This is a genomic window from Bacteroides nordii (assembly GCF_019930665.1).
In the GTDB taxonomy this organism is placed as follows: Bacteria; Bacteroidota; Bacteroidia; order Bacteroidales; family Bacteroidaceae; genus Bacteroides; species Bacteroides nordii.
The window spans coordinates 364,166-380,722 of the sequence record NZ_CP082886.1; the positions used below are offsets into that span (position 1 = coordinate 364,166).

The 16,557-nt window shown below is 38.9% G+C and carries 12 protein-coding genes; 7 read left to right on the top strand and 5 right to left on the bottom strand.

Features of this window, described 5'->3' with window-relative positions; genetic code table 11:
• Window positions 1–97 precede the first annotated feature (97 nt).
• Entirely contained in the window at window positions 98–955 is an 858-nt protein-coding gene (locus K8P02_RS01320) for a helix-turn-helix domain-containing protein (protein ID WP_025866521.1), read from the bottom strand.
• Between the two features lie 287 nt (window positions 956–1,242).
• On the opposite strand from K8P02_RS01320, the gene K8P02_RS01325 reads away from it, so the two are divergent.
• The gene (locus K8P02_RS01325; RefSeq protein ID WP_025866520.1) at window positions 1,243–3,972 is read left to right on the top strand and encodes an MBG domain-containing protein; all 2,730 of its coding nucleotides are present in this window, start codon (window positions 1,243–1,245) and stop codon (window positions 3,970–3,972) included.
• A 533-nt stretch (window positions 3,973–4,505) separates the two neighbouring features.
• On the opposite strand, the gene K8P02_RS01330 is transcribed toward K8P02_RS01325, so the two are convergent.
• Genes K8P02_RS01330 through K8P02_RS01340 form a run of 3 tightly spaced genes read right to left on the bottom strand, consistent with a single transcriptional unit; the run spans window position 4,506 to window position 6,999 of the window.
• Complete coding sequence (locus K8P02_RS01330; protein ID WP_025866519.1) at window positions 4,506–5,201, bottom strand: calycin-like domain-containing protein; 696 nt, start codon at window positions 5,199–5,201, stop codon at window positions 4,506–4,508.
• Between the two features lie 26 nt (window positions 5,202–5,227).
• Window positions 5,228–5,992: a porin family protein gene (locus tag K8P02_RS01335; protein WP_025866518.1), complete on the bottom strand. Its 765-nt coding sequence runs from the start codon at window positions 5,990–5,992 to the stop codon at window positions 5,228–5,230.
• Window positions 5,993–6,000: 8 nt separating this feature from the next.
• On the bottom strand, window positions 6,001–6,999 hold the full coding sequence (locus tag K8P02_RS01340) for a PCMD domain-containing protein (protein ID WP_223381900.1): 999 nt from the start codon (window positions 6,997–6,999) through the stop codon (window positions 6,001–6,003).
• Between the two features lie 1,006 nt (window positions 7,000–8,005).
• Between K8P02_RS01340 and K8P02_RS01345 the strand changes: the two genes are divergently transcribed.
• Window positions 8,006–9,292, top strand: a complete 1,287-nt coding sequence (locus K8P02_RS01345; RefSeq protein ID WP_002559439.1) for an L-cysteine desulfidase family protein — start codon at window positions 8,006–8,008, stop codon at window positions 9,290–9,292.
• 93 nt (window positions 9,293–9,385) lie between these two features.
• On the opposite strand, the gene K8P02_RS01350 is transcribed toward K8P02_RS01345, so the two are convergent.
• Window positions 9,386–9,961, bottom strand: a complete 576-nt coding sequence (locus K8P02_RS01350) for an FKBP-type peptidyl-prolyl cis-trans isomerase (protein ID WP_002559440.1) — start codon at window positions 9,959–9,961, stop codon at window positions 9,386–9,388.
• A 470-nt stretch (window positions 9,962–10,431) separates the two neighbouring features.
• Between K8P02_RS01350 and ilvD the strand changes: the two genes are divergently transcribed.
• From ilvD to ilvC, 5 genes are all read left to right on the top strand, one after another.
• Window positions 10,432–12,231, top strand: a complete 1,800-nt coding sequence (gene ilvD, locus K8P02_RS01355) for a dihydroxy-acid dehydratase (protein WP_025866516.1) — start codon at window positions 10,432–10,434, stop codon at window positions 12,229–12,231.
• Window positions 12,232–12,318: 87 nt separating this feature from the next.
• Entirely contained in the window at window positions 12,319–14,013 is a 1,695-nt protein-coding gene (gene ilvB, locus K8P02_RS01360; RefSeq protein WP_002559442.1) for a biosynthetic-type acetolactate synthase large subunit, read from the top strand.
• Window positions 14,014–14,126: 113 nt separating this feature from the next.
• Window positions 14,127–14,696 (top strand): acetolactate synthase small subunit, encoded by a 570-nt coding sequence (ilvN, locus tag K8P02_RS01365; RefSeq protein ID WP_002559443.1) that lies wholly within the window; start codon window positions 14,127–14,129, stop codon window positions 14,694–14,696.
• A complete protein-coding gene (locus K8P02_RS01370) occupies window positions 14,689–15,432 on the top strand; it encodes an acyl-[acyl-carrier-protein] thioesterase (protein ID WP_002559444.1) in 744 nt (247 codons plus the stop codon). The genes ilvN and K8P02_RS01370 overlap by 8 nt, the downstream gene beginning before the upstream one ends.
• 62 nt (window positions 15,433–15,494) lie before the next feature.
• Entirely contained in the window at window positions 15,495–16,541 is a 1,047-nt protein-coding gene (gene ilvC / locus K8P02_RS01375) for a ketol-acid reductoisomerase (RefSeq protein ID WP_002559445.1), read from the top strand.
• Window positions 16,542–16,557 lie beyond the last annotated feature (16 nt).

Genomic DNA, 16,557 nt, shown 5'->3' on the forward strand with positions numbered 1-16,557 from the left:
ATATGAACGAAAAGCCAGCTGATCGGATTAGCTGGCTTTTCTTATTAGTAGGAAGAGGGACCTTTATTGGTTTTTAGTTTACTATACTTTTTTACTTTTATTTATCACTGTTTCGGTACTGCTGAGGACTCATTCCTGTGAGTCGTTTGAAATACTTCCCAAAGAAAGATACATTCGGAAAGTTTAATGAATCTGCAATTTCGTGTATAGGTGTATTGGTTGACTTTAGCTGTGCTTGTGCATCAACAATGACCACTTCTGAAATGATATCCATGACGGTCTTCCCTGTGATATGTTTTACGGTATTGCTCAGGTGGGAAGGCGTTATGTTTAGTTGTTGTGCATAATATGAAATATTTCTTTCCTGTGTGTAGTGCTGAATTACCAAATTTCCAAATGCTTTACATATATCTTCACCTCTGTTTAAACTGCTTTTGTTTCGAACAGGGCGTTCATGATACATATCACTCAGTCTGTACAGAATAGATAACAGCATACATTTTAGTATCTCTGGATTATAAGGAGACCGCTTCTTATAATATACTTTCATCATGAGTAGAAAGAACTCTTCATAAATATTGGCAAACTCCTGAGGCAGCGATAATACCGGGTGATTTTTAGTTATATAAATAAGGTCAATAATAGCTTTGGTTTTACTTATCCCGTTAATAAAATCGGAAGAAAATACCATGAAATAGAGTTTTAAATCACCTTCTATCTTATTAATCTGAATAATACTCGCCGGAGAGAGCGTTACGAAATCATATTTCTTTATGGTATAGTCCGAAAGGTTTATGCTGGCTTCAATACTCCCTCCCATACAGAGTACAAAGACTTCGGCTTTAAGTCGGCATGGATAGCTGGTATAGAGATTTAGTATATTAGGATCTATATCAGCATTACTGCCTATTACAAAATCTTCACTGATGTCTATTTTGGGTAATTCCTTTTTCATGTGTATTCTCTTTTTTCAACGCCCAAATATACAAGTATTTTATGAATAGGTATTTTTATTTTAGTTATAGGACATGAAAAAGTGGTAATAGATACCCTTATTTGGGTGATTTATAGGGTAAAATGATAAAATACCTTAGTAATGGGATATAAGATTACAGAAATAGACCTTGACTGAAAACAAAAACGGTTGTTACTTTGCAACGTTTTTATGAATGATGTGAATCAATAGGGGATTTCCGGTTTATGGTTCACGAAAGATTGTATTTATATTAAAAAGAGAAGTGTATGAAGAAATTTATTACTTTAATGATGTGTGTTGTGTTGTACGCAGGAAGTGCGTTGGCACAGCAAATTAAAGGAGATTTTGAAGAGTGGGAAGATTGCTATCCTGCTGAGGGAAAGCTGGTAGGTAAACAACCTGTAGGGTGGACCGCTTCAAATGTATACCAGATTATAGTAGGTAAGGAGTTTGTATTTCCTGATGCAGGCCGTACAGGAACCGGTGCTAAAATTATGAATGATTATGTTGGTATGTTGGGAATAGGTGCTAATGCTCCTGCTTTTGTCACTTTAGGCAAAATGTGGGTTTTTGCTGATATGTCCGGTATGCTGGGGGGGAATGATATGAGTAATGGTGGAGTAAACGGTGGTATTGATTTCACTTATCGTCCGGATTCTCTGACTGTGTATTATAAACGTAAATTAGGAACAGAAAAGCCCAATGAGACAGCTAAGGTATTGGTATACCTGTGGAAGGGAACTTTTAAATCTAAAATAATTAATTCTCATAGTGGTAATGATGTTACCTATGTAGAGGTGGACGATCAGGATCGGGCTATATTAGGAAAGGAAATTATCCCTGCCGAAACAAAAGGTGATGGTGTCTTGATTGCCAGTACTGAATACACCATTACTAAAGAAACTGAAGGAGACGGTTGGGTACGTCTTTCTATTCCGGTCAACTATGTAGAGGGTGAAAACGGAAAATTGGTTCCTGAAAAGATGAATATAGTATTCTCAGGAGGTAACTATTGGGTACGTGCTGATATCGGTAAAGAAAATACATTGTGGGTAGACGATGCTGCACTTGTTTATAATGCTAAATTGAGTTCGGTAACGTTGGGTGGCGAAGAACTTACGGGATTCGATCCGGATAAGTTTGAATATAACCTGGCTTATAACGAGCACAATAAAGCGATTGTAGCTAAAGCCTTTGGTAAAGATGCAGTGGTAACTGAAGCTACAACAAAGGAAGATGCTAATGAAGTAATAAAGACTCTGACTGTGACTTGTGCTGACAATGCTACTTCTGATGTGAATAAGACGTATGTCTATACGTTGACCTTTAAAGGAAGTTATGTGGGCGATATAACCGCTCCTGCTGATATGTCTCAAGTATATGGTGATGGGTTTGAAATACCATTTACATCAACCAATACAGAGGTGCCGTTCACTTATACAATTGGAAGTGACAAAGTGCTGAAGTATGATTCCGAAACGAAGAAATTCTATGCTATTGGTGCAGGTACTACTACTGTAGTGGCACATCAGGAGAAAGAAGGTGCATTACCTGCTGTTTCTGACCCAGTGACGGTGACCATTGAAAAAGCATCATTGACTATGACTTTGAAGGCATGGTGTCAGCGTGGTAAGACGATAAGCTTCAATACTTCTTCGTCAGTAGCTGCCAATGGTACGGACTATGGGGTTGAATTTGAATATGAAGGACTGAAAAATGATGATGGTGAGGGTACGATAGTCGATGTGGTACATAAGATATTTGATACAAAGAATATTTATATATCAAGTGGTGCTGCCGGAAAAGAGGCAACGGATGAGGTTATAGGAAACTATCGTCCCATTGTCTTCTCATTTACCGGTTCAAGTGATCCATTGACAACCGTTTCAACTAATAACTATAATGTAACTTTTGTCAATAATGGTGCCGAAATCCGGAAAACATTCCTGACAGTCTATCCTTATTATGACTTGGATGGTACGAAAGTTAATTTGAACAAGAATGATGCTCAGGGGCTTTTCGTATATGGGTCTGATATTGACTATAGAATTACTTATAGTGGATTTGTATATAAAGAGGATGCTGCTGTGATGGAAGCATTAGGTAATGATACGGTTAATGTAGTATTTGACAAAGCACCTAAAACTGCAGCAGTTGGAGAAGTTGTTCCTCTGACAGTGAAATTCCCTCAAAAGGTATTGGATAATTATGAATTCAAGACTTATACAGGATTGACTGTAAAAGCTTTAAAGGCATATACAGTAGAAAACGCGGAAAAGATAGAGAAAGTATATGGTGATGCTCCTTTTGAAGCTCCTTTTATCGTGAAGAATGATAAGGGTGAATCTGTTGATTATACCATTACTCCTTCAAGTACCAGCCGACTTACTGTGTCTGGTAAAACTTTGACTATTAAATCTGCATATGCATCTACTTATGTAACCATTAAGGTTGCTGCTAATGATGAATATATGGCTCTGTCAAAACGTGTAGACATTCCTATTGCTAAAGCTCCGCTTACAGTTACAGCTAAAGATGTGGCTTTACTTATTGGAAGTCCGGCACCTGAAACCTTTGAGTTGACATACGATGGATTTGTTTACGATGAAGATGTAGCAAAAGCATTTGGTACAAAAGTTCCTGTTGCTGCTCTTGAAAAGGAAATTCCATCTGATGCGAAAGTTGGTGACGAGTTTGCAATTGCTATAACCAAAGGTACAGCTGCCAATTATGAAGTTACTTATGTAAATGGTGTACTGAAGATAACGGCTCCTACCGGAATTGATAACAATTCGCTTTCTGATGTTCGCGTATATAGTGAAAACGGAGCGATTTGTGTAGCTAATAATGAAGCTACTGAAACAATTGAAGTGTATACAACACAAGGTGTGAAGGTTTACGAAGGAACAGATAACGTGATTTCTACTAATATCGATAAAGATGTTATGTATGTGGTACGTGTTGGATCTTATGTAGCTAAAATAGTTGTTAGATAATTGAAATAGCAGCTGGCGCGATAAAAGAGCTGGCTGCTATCTAACTTTGGCACAAGTTATATAGAGTAGTGCGGTGGTTCAAATAGATAAAAGGACTACGCTATTCTATATAACTTGTGTTTTTTGTGTAATACCGTAGTTTTATCTAAAGCAGATAGTGAAAGAAGGTGTTCATTCTAATCCCTTCGATATATGGATAGTTGTTCAAAAAGCAATTATAGACATTGGAGGAAGAAAATCCGGAATAGAATATGTTTGTTGATTTAATATTTTGTTTGTCAGATAGTTATGATCCTATATTTTTAGTCCTATAAGAGTGTACACTTATGTTAGTGTTAAATGTACACTTTTGCCATATAAGGTTGTACATTCTTGTGGTGCTAAAATGTACAATCTTGTAAGGTAAGAATTTGAATGTTAAAAACTTCGTTAACGGTGTTAACGCAATGAGAAGTAATGAACCAAAATAAAAGCTCCCTACAGATTATTTTTCTAAATCTGTAGGGAGCTTTTATTTTAGAGATATTTTGAGTTTATTTTTTTATAAACTTTACCGTAGTATTACCAATCTTTATAAGATACAAACCTCTGGATAGAGTAGATACACTAACTTCTTCTGTATTTAAAACTCCTGATAGGATTTGCATACCAGTGACATTATATATATCATACTTTTGATTTTCTGCACCTTGCACCATTAAAGCATCTATTGAAGGATTATAATAAACTGTAGGTTTATTTATAGTTACGTCTGAGATACCAGTTGCAGTCATTGTTCCTTCAAAATCCACATCAATGAATAATTCAACAGGGAAAATGGTTTCTACATTTAAAGATAATACTATCTTTTTATCAACAATTGTTGATGTATTAAGGTGTACAGTAACTTCACCTACTATGTTCAGCGTCATTTTTAATTCTTTAGGAAGAATAGTAATTACATTTCCTTCTTTCTGTATTTCCACTTCCGGGATTACTATATCTCCTAACTCAAGAACTGTTCCCATGTTAAATGAGAAATTCCTTATTTCTAACGTAACGTGAGAATCGTCTGTTGCCGTGAGGTATACATTTTCTGTACTGGGTTTTCCCATTGTATTTCCATCTTGCGAAACTGTCAGCGTACCGTTGTAAGTTCCTGCTGCTTCCTGACTTACTTGTGCGTAAGCTGATGAGGACATTGTGATTGCTATGAACGCAATAATTGCTGTAAGTAATTTTTTCTTCATAATCTTTTTCTTTTATCGTTTATTCTTTAGAACACATAACCGAAACCAATGTTTCCGTAAATAGGAAACATATTAAATGTAACGGTGTCAAAATCTTTTTTGAAAATAGGTACTACTCCCCAGGTAAGGCTGGCAGTTACATTTAGGTGAGAAAAGGCCCTCCATTGCGCACCTAATTGCATACCACATTGGAAACGTCTTAAATCATCATTAAAGTTGTAGGTAGCAGAACTTACATTTGCTTTTTCTCCTGTCGGATCACCGTCTCTGAGATAACCGTCGTAGGCTTCTCCAAAGAACTCACCTGATAGAACGTAAGAAAACCAGGGGCCTAACTCTAATTCCCAACGCTTACTCACTTTGTAAAGAGCTAAAACAGGGACAGTTAACAGCGATTGTTTAACGGTTGTTGTTACACCTCCTGTCCATTGTCCTTCCATTTCGCCGCCGTCACTGGCAATCATTTTCATGTGATAGTTTTTCACAGTAGCATCCGTTTCCATACCTTTTGTCTCTAAACGGATCCCTGCGCTAACTCCCCACTTATTATCGAACGTTTTTACTACATCTCCTTCTATAGAGAAGGCTGTTGTAGGCTTATAACTATTGATTTTTCTTATTTCAACAGGTAGGGGGATAGGAGATGTCCCACCTATGTTAAATCCGGCTTTTAAACGATATTCAAGTCCTATTGTCAGTGATTTAAGAATATTCTTGTTGCGATCTTCCTGAGCTTGAGCAACAGTAGCTACAATCAGGCACAGAAGTATAAAGGTTATTTTCTTGTTCATTGATAGTTTTAATTAAGATGGTCTTCTATGTTTTCTATGTCTTCGAGTTCAATTGTAGCCTCATCAATGATAAGGGTACTTCCGATAGCACCTCTGAAATATGCTCCTTCCAGACTGGACGAAAATACAATTGCTGTATAATACTTACCTGTTACCAGTTTGGATGGATCAATTTCTTTACGGTATTCAAAAGGTATTGATCGGTATGTGTATTCAGAAGCAGGTTTGGCGTTTTTAATACGAGCGATAGCTATAATGCAAGGATCATCGAACTGTATAGAACCATCCAGAACTTTCCCATCGGTTGGTTCATAAAGAATTGAATACATATCGAATATGTCTTCCTTACCTGGCACTTCTTCTTTTTGTTCATTTCTGAATACTTCTCCGGGAGTATACTTATACCATACATTAAAAGCCTTAGGTTTTTTATTGGGACTGTAAGCGATCGGAAGTCCGAATAATGTTGACTTTAATGCCTCTTCGGGGCCTTGACCTGCTACTTGGGCATCAAAGGAACCTATGAATAAATTTCCGGCAGCTAAAGGCATTTTTACCAAATCACCGAATGCACCGGTCGGTTTGGTTTCAAGTTTCACTCCTTTTCCGGAATGACCGGCTTCATAGGAGATAGTTGGATAAATAAGAGGATTAGTGAGTTTTTCTCCTTCGGGAGTAACATATCCGGTCAGGGCATATCCACTGTTAGCTGTTGCCCAAATAAACTGTTTCTGCTCCTGTTCTGAGATTTCATAAAAACCGTACCATTGTTTACCTCTGGCTCCTTCTATTATTTCCCAATGCTCAAAATTAAAATCTAATTTAATATCAGAAATATCAACATAGACAGTATATTCCTTTTTCCATTGTCTGTCTTCCGATGTTACTATATAAGTTTGTGGATTTGAGAAATCTCTTACTGTTCCGCTGGGTGGTTCAATAGTGGCCCCTTTGGTTAATGTGAATTCAGGAGCAAAGTGCGTGATGTCAATGGTTGATTGCGCCATGATTATTACCGTATTATTAGTAATAATTGGCTGCATTTTCAACACTGAGGGATCGGAAACTGTACAAGATTCGATATCAGCTTCAGTGTTAGCCGCTTCTTCACGTATGCAAGAACTAAAACTTAGACAAATGCACAGACTTATTATTATAGTTCTAAATCTCATTCCGTTAAATTGTTGATTATAAATTTATAATATAGAATATTTTGAGAAAACTTTGGCGCAAAGTTAAGTTTAAAATTTCATTTATCAAATCTTGCTTTCCTTTTTTATGTTCTTTTTGTACTATTCCTTAAAATAATGCCTGTGAGTCGGATTAAATGTAGGTCTATTCTTTTGATTTTGTAGTCTAATCCTAAAGTAACTTCGAATTTATTATAGTAAATGATCGGGGATAATATATATGCATACTAAAAAGATATATAGGCACAAAAGATATAAAATATTATATATGCGAATCAGCAGTTCGATATTTGGTCTAAACCTGTACAGAATGAACTAAAGGGATTGCTGATAGTTTATCCGCAACACTCAAGACATTTATATATAAAATCTGCTTCTTCCTTACATTAATATCTTTTCTTAGGAAGTAAAGTTACGGACAATTAAAGGTAAACTATAATCAAAAGTTTCAGTTATAAGATTAAAACTTTAAGTTTTATAACCAAAAGTTCCGGTTATAGAATCAGAAGTTTTGGTTATAGATTATAAAAGAGAGAATAGTAGTTTTCTTCCTGATAAAAGGTAGTTTATATCGCCTTGTTTTGAACAAATATATACGATTAAGTTAAGTCCGGTTTTTAACTACTGATTCGCATTATATTACATCTAAGTTTATTTTGTATCTTATAGCTTTTCATTGTTAGCAAGAAAGCAGTTGAATAAGAAAGAAATTAAGGGGGGATAGGTATATAATATCTCGATATTTTGTGTAAAACTTGAAAATATAATTCATGTTTATAAGTATATTCTTTACTTTTGTAGAAATTTAAAAAAGAGAAAATTCATGATTGAGTCAGAAAGGAAACAAATAATAGATTTAGTACAACGCGAAGTTATTCCGGCTATTGGCTGCACAGAGCCTATTGCGGTAGCATTATGTGTATCGAAGGCAGCGGAGACACTTGGCACAATCCCTGAAAATATAAGAGTTCTTTTGAGTGCTAATATTTTAAAGAATGCAATGGGAGTAGGCATCCCGGGGACAGGCATGATCGGGCTTCCTATCGCAGTGGCTTTGGGGGCTATTGTCGGAAAATCAGAATATCAGCTTGAAGTGTTGAGAGATAGTACGCCGGAAGCAGTAGAACGAGGTAAGCGGTTTATTGATGAGAAACGTATTTGTATTTCCTTAAAAGAGGATATAGCGGAAAAACTTTATATTGAAGTTATTTGTGAAGCGGGAGATAAAAAAGCTACGGCAATTATTGCCGGTGGACATACTACCTTTATATATATAGCGCGTGGTGAAGAAGTATTGCTTGATAAACAACAATCCGGAACAGAAGAAGACGAACAAGAACCTTTGGAACTAAATCTGAGAAAGGTGTATGATTTTGCTTTGGAAGCTCCGTTGGATGAAATTCGTTTTATCCTTGAGACTGCCCGCCTAAATAAGGCTGCTGCCGAGCAATCTTTTCATGGAGAGTATGGGCATGCATTGGGAAGAATGCTCCGGGGGAGGTATGAACATCAGATTATGGGTGATAGTGTATTTTCTCACATTCTTTCTTATACTTCGGCAGCTTGTGATGCCCGTATGGCAGGGGCTATGATTCCTGTAATGAGTAATTCGGGAAGTGGTAATCAGGGCATTTCGGCTACTTTACCTGTCCTTGTCTTTGCAGAAGAGAATGGAAAATCAGAAGAGGAATTAATAAGAGCTTTAATGATGAGTCATCTTACAGTGATTTATATAAAACAAAGTCTGGGGCGTTTATCAGCTCTTTGCGGTTGTGTAGTAGCTGCTACAGGTTCCAGTTGTGGGATCACATGGCTGATGGGGGGAAGTTATGAACAAGTAGCTTTCGCTGTACAAAATATGATTGCCAATTTAACCGGAATGATTTGTGATGGTGCAAAACCCAGTTGTGCCTTAAAAGTGACAACGGGAGTTTCTACTGCTGTTTTATCTGCTGTGATGGCAATGGAGAATCGTTGTGTGACGTCCGTGGAGGGTATTATTGACGAAGATGTGGATCAAAGTATTCGCAACCTAACCCGTATTGGTTCGCAGGGAATGAATGAAACGGATAGAGTAGTATTGGACATAATGACACATAAGAACTGTTAGGGAATTGAAAATTGAAAGTTGAAAATTGAAAACTGGCTGCGCTATCACACTGCATAGTAACTTTCAATTTTCAACTTTCAATTTTCAACTAAATTAATGGCATCCGCAACCATCTCCACATCCATGGTCACCGCAGTCGCTACCACAGTCTCCACAACCGCAGCTACAGCCACCGCCGCCCATCATATTTACAACTTCCTGTATTTCTTCGTTTGTAGCCGGACGACTTTCTGTAACTTCACCCACGAAGTTTAAATCAGCTCCTGCCAATGGGTGGTTCATGTCAACTACTACTGTATCAGGCTTTACCTCTACTACTGTTCCGTTCATACGATGACCTTCGGCGTCCATCAAAGGTACTACACTACCTTCGTAGATACGTTCACTGTCGAATTTACCATCAATCTCAAAGATGTGTCTCGGTAAATCCAGTACATGTTCTTCGTTATACTCACCGTAAGCTTCTTGTGACGGAATGATGAATTCAAATTTATCTCCTTTGTTGAGTGATGCTATCTGGCTTTCGAAAGCTTCGAGCGTAGTACCCAAACCGGAAATGAATTGGAATGGATTTTCTGCTTTTGCTTCTTCTACTAAATCTTTTTCTCCATCTTCTATTGTGTACAGTTTGTACGCTACAGTGATGTACTTGTTTTCTACTGTTTCCATTTGTTTTTAGTATATAGTTAGTACTTACGCATAATCCGCGTAGCTGCAAAGATACGAATTTCACCACAGAGTAGCACAGAGTTTCACAGAGTTTATTGTTTATAGATGAATTTAATAGTTAATTCTCTGTGAAACTCAGTGTTACTCTGTGGTGAAAAGCGTGATTTAAGTGATAAAAAAGGATATTATTCCTTTTTTTTCTTACGATTGTTCGTTTTTGGGTGATTTTTTTCTTCAATTTGTTTGGAGATAATAAAAAACCCCTTACCTTTGCAGCACAATCAATAGAGAAAATTAAGATATGAATATCCATACATCTATAAACCTGACAGTCCTGCATATTATTCGCGTCGTGGTGGTCCCATCAAGAGCGTGAGGAAGGTTGTGTATGTATTCGTACCATAAAAGATAATATTAGAGCCTTTCTCACAACAGTGAGGAAGGCTCTTTAATTAAAAGGAAAACAGGAAATGAAAAAGCAGTTACGCAGTTCATCCAGTACACAAGGTCGCCGTATGGCGGGTGCCCGCGCTTTATGGGTAGCCAATGGCATGAAGAAAGAACAAATGGGAAAGCCCATTATAGCTATTGTCAATTCGTTTACACAATTTGTCCCGGGGCATGTGCATTTGCATGAAATAGGACAACAGGTGAAAACTGAAATTGAGAAGTTGGGATGCTTTGCTGCGGAATTCAACACAATTGCTATTGATGATGGTATTGCAATGGGACATGATGGTATGCTTTATTCACTTCCTTCCCGTGATATTATAGCTGATAGTGTTGAGTATATGGTGAATGCTCACAAGGCAGATGCAATGATTTGTATTAGCAATTGTGACAAAATCACTCCGGGTATGCTTATGGCTGCTATGCGATTGAATATTCCCACTGTTTTTGTATCGGGGGGGCCGATGGAAGCTGGTGAATGGAATGGTCAGCATCTTGACTTGATTGATGCTATGATTAAATCGGCCGATGAGAGTGTAAGCGATAATGAAGTAGCTAAAATAGAACAGCATGCTTGTCCTACCTGTGGTTGTTGTTCGGGTATGTTTACGGCCAATTCGATGAACTGTCTGAATGAGGCGATTGGTCTGGCACTACCAGGTAATGGTACCATTGTGGCTACACATGAGAACCGTAAGCAACTCTTTAAAGATGCAGCAAAATTGATAGTAGAGAATGCCTTTAAATATTATGAAAAAGGTGATGAAAGTGTATTGCCGCGAAGTATAGCAACGCGTGAAGCTTTTTTGAATGCAATGACGCTGGATATTGCTATGGGGGGATCTACTAATACAATACTCCATCTGCTTGCTGTTGCCCATGAGGCAGAGGTAGACTTTAAAATGGATGATATTGATATGTTATCCCGTAAGAGCCCATGTCTTTGTAAGGTAGCTCCTAATACACAGAAATATCATATACAGGATGTGAATCGCGCCGGAGGTATCATTGCTATAATGGATGAATTGGCTAAGGGCGGATTGGTAGACACAACCGTTCTGCGTGTAGATGGAATGACGTTGGCTGAGGCTATTGATAAATACAGTATAACCAGTCCCGACGTTTGTGATGAAGCGATAAAAAAATATTCAAGTGCTGCAGCCGGTAAATTTAATCTTGTACTTGGGTCTCAGCATGCATCTTATAAAGAGCTTGATACGGATCGTGCCGAAGGGTGTATCCGTGACTTGGAACATGCTTATAGTAAAGATGGTGGTCTGGCAGTACTGAAAGGAAATATAGCTCAGGATGGCTGTGTCGTGAAAACAGCAGGCGTGGATGCAAGTATCTGGAAGTTTTCGGGACCGGCTAAAGTGTTTGATTCGCAAGAGGCAGCTTGTGAGGGTATCCTCGGAGGCAAGGTGGTGAGTGGTGATGTAGTGGTCATTACGAATGAAGGTCCCAAAGGTGGCCCAGGTATGCAGGAAATGCTGTATCCTACCTCTTATATTAAATCCCGTCATCTTGGAAAAGAATGTGCTTTGATTACGGACGGTCGTTTCAGTGGTGGTACATCCGGACTGAGTATCGGTCATATCTCTCCCGAAGCTGCCGCCGGAGGAAATATTGGAAAAATTCAGGATGGAGATATTATTGAAATAAATATCCCGGAACGTACTATCAATGTGAAACTGACCGATGAGGAACTGGCAGCTCGTCCGATGACTCCTGTGACCCGCGAACGTAATGTTCCGAAAAGTTTGAAGGCTTATGCCAGTATGGTAAGCTCCGCTGATAAGGGAGCTGTAAGAATGATTTAGAAGTATGAATTTAGATTTAGGATTTAGGATTGAGAGTTGAAGTAATTTCAATCGTAAATAGTAAATTGTCTAATCGTAAATATATAGATGAAAGAACTAATATCAGGCTCAGAGGCATTGATGCGTTCTCTTGAGTATCAGGGAGTGAAAACCATTTTTGGTTATCCGGGAGGTTCTATTATGCCGGTGTTTGACGCTCTGTATGATCATAGAGAAACATTGAACCATATTTTGGTTCGACACGAACAGGGGGCTGCCCATGCAGCACAAGGTTTTGCACGCTCGTCGGGTGAAGTAGGGGTCTGCCTGGTAACCAGTGGTCCTGGTGCTACCAATACTATAACCGGTATTGCCGATGCCATGATTGATAGTACTCCTGTTGTTGTGATAGCCGGTCAGGTAGGAACTGCATTTTTGGGAACAGATGCTTTTCAGGAGGTAGACCTTGTTGGTATTACCCAGCCTATAACCAAATGGAGCTATCAGATTCGTCGTGCAGAGGATGTTCCATGGGCTGTGGCACGTGCTTTTTATATTGCAAAAAGTGGTCGTCCCGGTCCTGTAGTTCTTGACTTTGCCAAAAATGCACAGGTAGAAAAGGCGGAATATACTTCTGCTAAATTGGATTATATTCGTAGTTATGTTCCTGTTCCTGATACCGATCCGGAATCTGTGAAGATGGCTGCTGATTTGATTAATAAGGCAGAGCGTCCGTTGGTGCTTGTTGGACAAGGCGTGGAGTTAGGAAATGCTCAACAGGAATTGCGCACTTTTATCGAAAAGGCCGGGATACCTGCCGGATGTACGTTGCTCGGATTGTCTGCTTTGCCCACTGAACACCCTCTGAATAAAGGGATGTTAGGTATGCATGGAAATCTGGGGCCTAATATTAATACCAATAAATGCGATGTACTTATTGCTGTGGGAATGCGTTTTGATGACCGTGTAACAGGTAATCTTGCTACTTATGCCAAGCAGGCAAAAGTGATTCATTTCGATATTGATCCGGCTGAAGTTAATAAAAACGTATATGCGGATGTAGCTGTATTAGGCGATTGTAAAGAAACGCTGGTTGCAGTAACAGAACTGCTTCAGCCCAATACACACACGGAATGGCTGGAAAGTTTCACTGATTATGAACGCGTGGAAGAGGAAAAAGTAATTCGTCCGGAACTTCATCCTATGAATGACACACTCTCTATGGGTGAAGTGGTACGTGCGGTGAGCGAAGCTACCAATAATGAAGCAATCCTCGTGACCGATGTTGGCCAGAATCAAATGATGTCTGCCCGGTATTTTAAATATACGAAAGAGCGTAGTATTATTACTTCCGGAGGATTAGGAACGATGGGATTTGGTCTTCCGGCAGCTATTGGCGCTACCTTTGGACGTCCGGACCGTACGGTTTGTGTTTTTATGGGAGATGGTGGCCTTCAAATGAATATTCAGGAATTGGGCACTATCATGGAACAGAAAGCACCGGTAAAGATTATCGTATTGAATAATAACTTTTTGGGAAATGTGCGCCAGTGGCAGGCAATGTTTTTCAATCGTAAATACTCTTTTACGCCGATGTTAAATCCGGATTATATGAAAATTGCTTCAGCTTATGATATTCCATCCCGACGGGTAATGACGCGTGAAGAACTGGCAGAGGCTATCGAAGAAATGATAGCAACCGATGGTCCGTATCTGTTGGAAGCTTGTGTGATTGAAGAGGGAAATGTATTGCCAATGACCCCTCCGGGTGGTTCGGTGAATCAGATGCTATTGGAATGCTGAATTAGTTGAAAATTGAAAGTTGAAAATGGCTATGCAGGCTGATAGCGTAATCCCACTTTTAACTAAAAACTTTCAACTTTCAATTTTCAACTTTCAATTAACTAAATAAGATTATGAGTGATAAGACATTATATACACTGATCGTTCATTCGGAGAATATTGCCGGTTTGTTGAATCAGATAACGGCTGTATTTACACGCCGTCAGATTAATATCGAGAGTTTAAATGTCTCTGCTTCTTCCATTAAAGGGGTACATAAGTATACGATTACCGCTTGGACGGATAAGGATACAATAGAGAAGGTAGTCAAGCAGATTGAAAAGAAGATAGATGTGCTGCAGGCACATTATTTTACTGATGATGAGATCTATTTTCATGAGATTGCTTTGTATAAAGTATCTATTCCGGAATTTCAATCCAATCCGGATGCTTCCCGGGTAATCAGAAAATACAATGCACGTATTGTGGAGGTAAATCCTGTATTTGCTATTGTTGAGAAGAATGGACGGGGAGAAGATATCACAGCTCTTTATGATGAACTACGCACATTGGGTTGTGTATTGCAATTTGTACGTTCGGGACGTGTAGCTATTACTACCAGCTGTTTTGAACGAGTGAATGAATTTCTGGCAGATCGGGAGGCAAGATACAATCTAAATAAGAATCAACCGGAAAATGAGTGAAAATAATAAGATAGGAAGTTATAAATTTGTAGCAGAGCCGTTTCATGTGGATTTTAACGGGCGTCTGACAATGGGCGTGCTGGGAAATCATCTGCTTAACTGTGCAGGTTTTCATGCCAGCGACCGTGGGTTTGGAATTGCAACTTTGAATGAGGACAACTACACTTGGGTGCTTTCCCGCTTGGCTATTGAATTGGATGAGATGCCTTACCAGTATGAGGAATTCGGTGTTCAGACATGGGTGGAAAATGTATATCGTCTTTTTACGGATCGTAATTTTGCAGTGATCAATAAAGACGGAAAGAAAATCGGATACGCCCGTTCTGTATGGGCTATGATAAATCTGAATACCCGTAAACCGGCCGACTTGCTTACGCTACATGGGGGAAGTATTGTGGATTATGTTTGTGATGAACCTTGTCCGATAGAAAAGCCTTCACGGATTAAGGTGGCCGTTACAGAACCTGTGGCTACGCTTACAGCTAAATATAGTGATATCGATATTAACGGGCATGTAAACAGTATTCGTTATATTGAGCATATTCTGGATTTGTTTCCGATAGAATTGTATAAGACGAAGCATATTCGCCGTTTTGAAATGGCTTATGTTGCCGAAAGTTATTACGGTGATGAACTCTCTTTCTTTCAGGAAGAGGTGAATGAAAATGAATATCATGTAGAGGTAAAAAAGAATGGAAACGAGGTCGTTTGTCGTTCTAAAGTACTGTTTGAATAGAAAAAATTAGATTATAAATAATGAACAGGTGGCTATGCCACCATTTAAAACTGAAAACAAAAATGGCACAAATGAATTTTGGCGGTGTTACTGAAAATGTAGTAACCCGTGAAGAATTTCCGTTGGAGAAAGCTCGTGAAGTATTGAAAAACGAAACAATCGCTGTAATCGGTTACGGTGTACAGGGTCCCGGCCAGTCATTAAATTTGCGTGACAATGGGTTTAATGTAATCGTAGGACAGCGTAAAGGTGGCAAAACTTGGGAAAAAGCGGTTGCTGACGGTTGGGTACCTGGCGAGACATTGTTTGATATTGACGAAGCATGCCAGCGTGGAACCATTATTCAATACCTGCTCTCTGATGCAGCTCAAATCGAAGTATGGCCTACTGTGAAGAAAAATCTGACTCCGGGTAAGGCACTTTACTTCTCTCACGGTTTCGGTATTACTTACAAAGAACGTACAGGTATTGTTCCTCCTGCTGATGTAGATGTAATTCTTGTAGCTCCAAAGGGGTCGGGGACGTCTCTTCGTACTATGTTTCTCGAAGGTCGTGGGTTGAACTCTTCTTTTGCTATCTTTCAGGATGCGACAGGTAAAGCATGGGATAGAGTGATTGCACTGGGTATCGGTGTAGGTTCTGGTTATCTGTTTGAAACTACTTTCAAACGTGAAGTTTATTCTGACTTGACAGGTGAACGTGGTACGTTGATGGGAGCTATTCAGGGATTGTTGCTGGCTCAATATGAAGTGTTGCGTGAAAATGGTCATACTCCTTCTGAAGCTTTCAACGAAACTGTTGAAGAATTGACTCAGTCGTTGATGCCATTATTTGCAAAGAATGGTATGGATTGGATGTATGCAAACTGTTCTACTACTGCTCAGCGTGGTGCTCTCGATTGGATGGGACCGTTTCACGATGCTACAAAACCAGTATTTGAAAAGCTGTATAGTGAAGTAAAATGTGGTAACGAAGCACAACGCTCTATTGATACAAACTCTAAACCTGATTATCGTGAAGGTTTGGATGCTGAGCTGAAAGCATTACGTGAAAGTGAAATGTGGCAAGCTGGTGCAGTTGTTCGTAAACTTCGTCCGGAAAACAACTGATTCTAATAGAGCATAT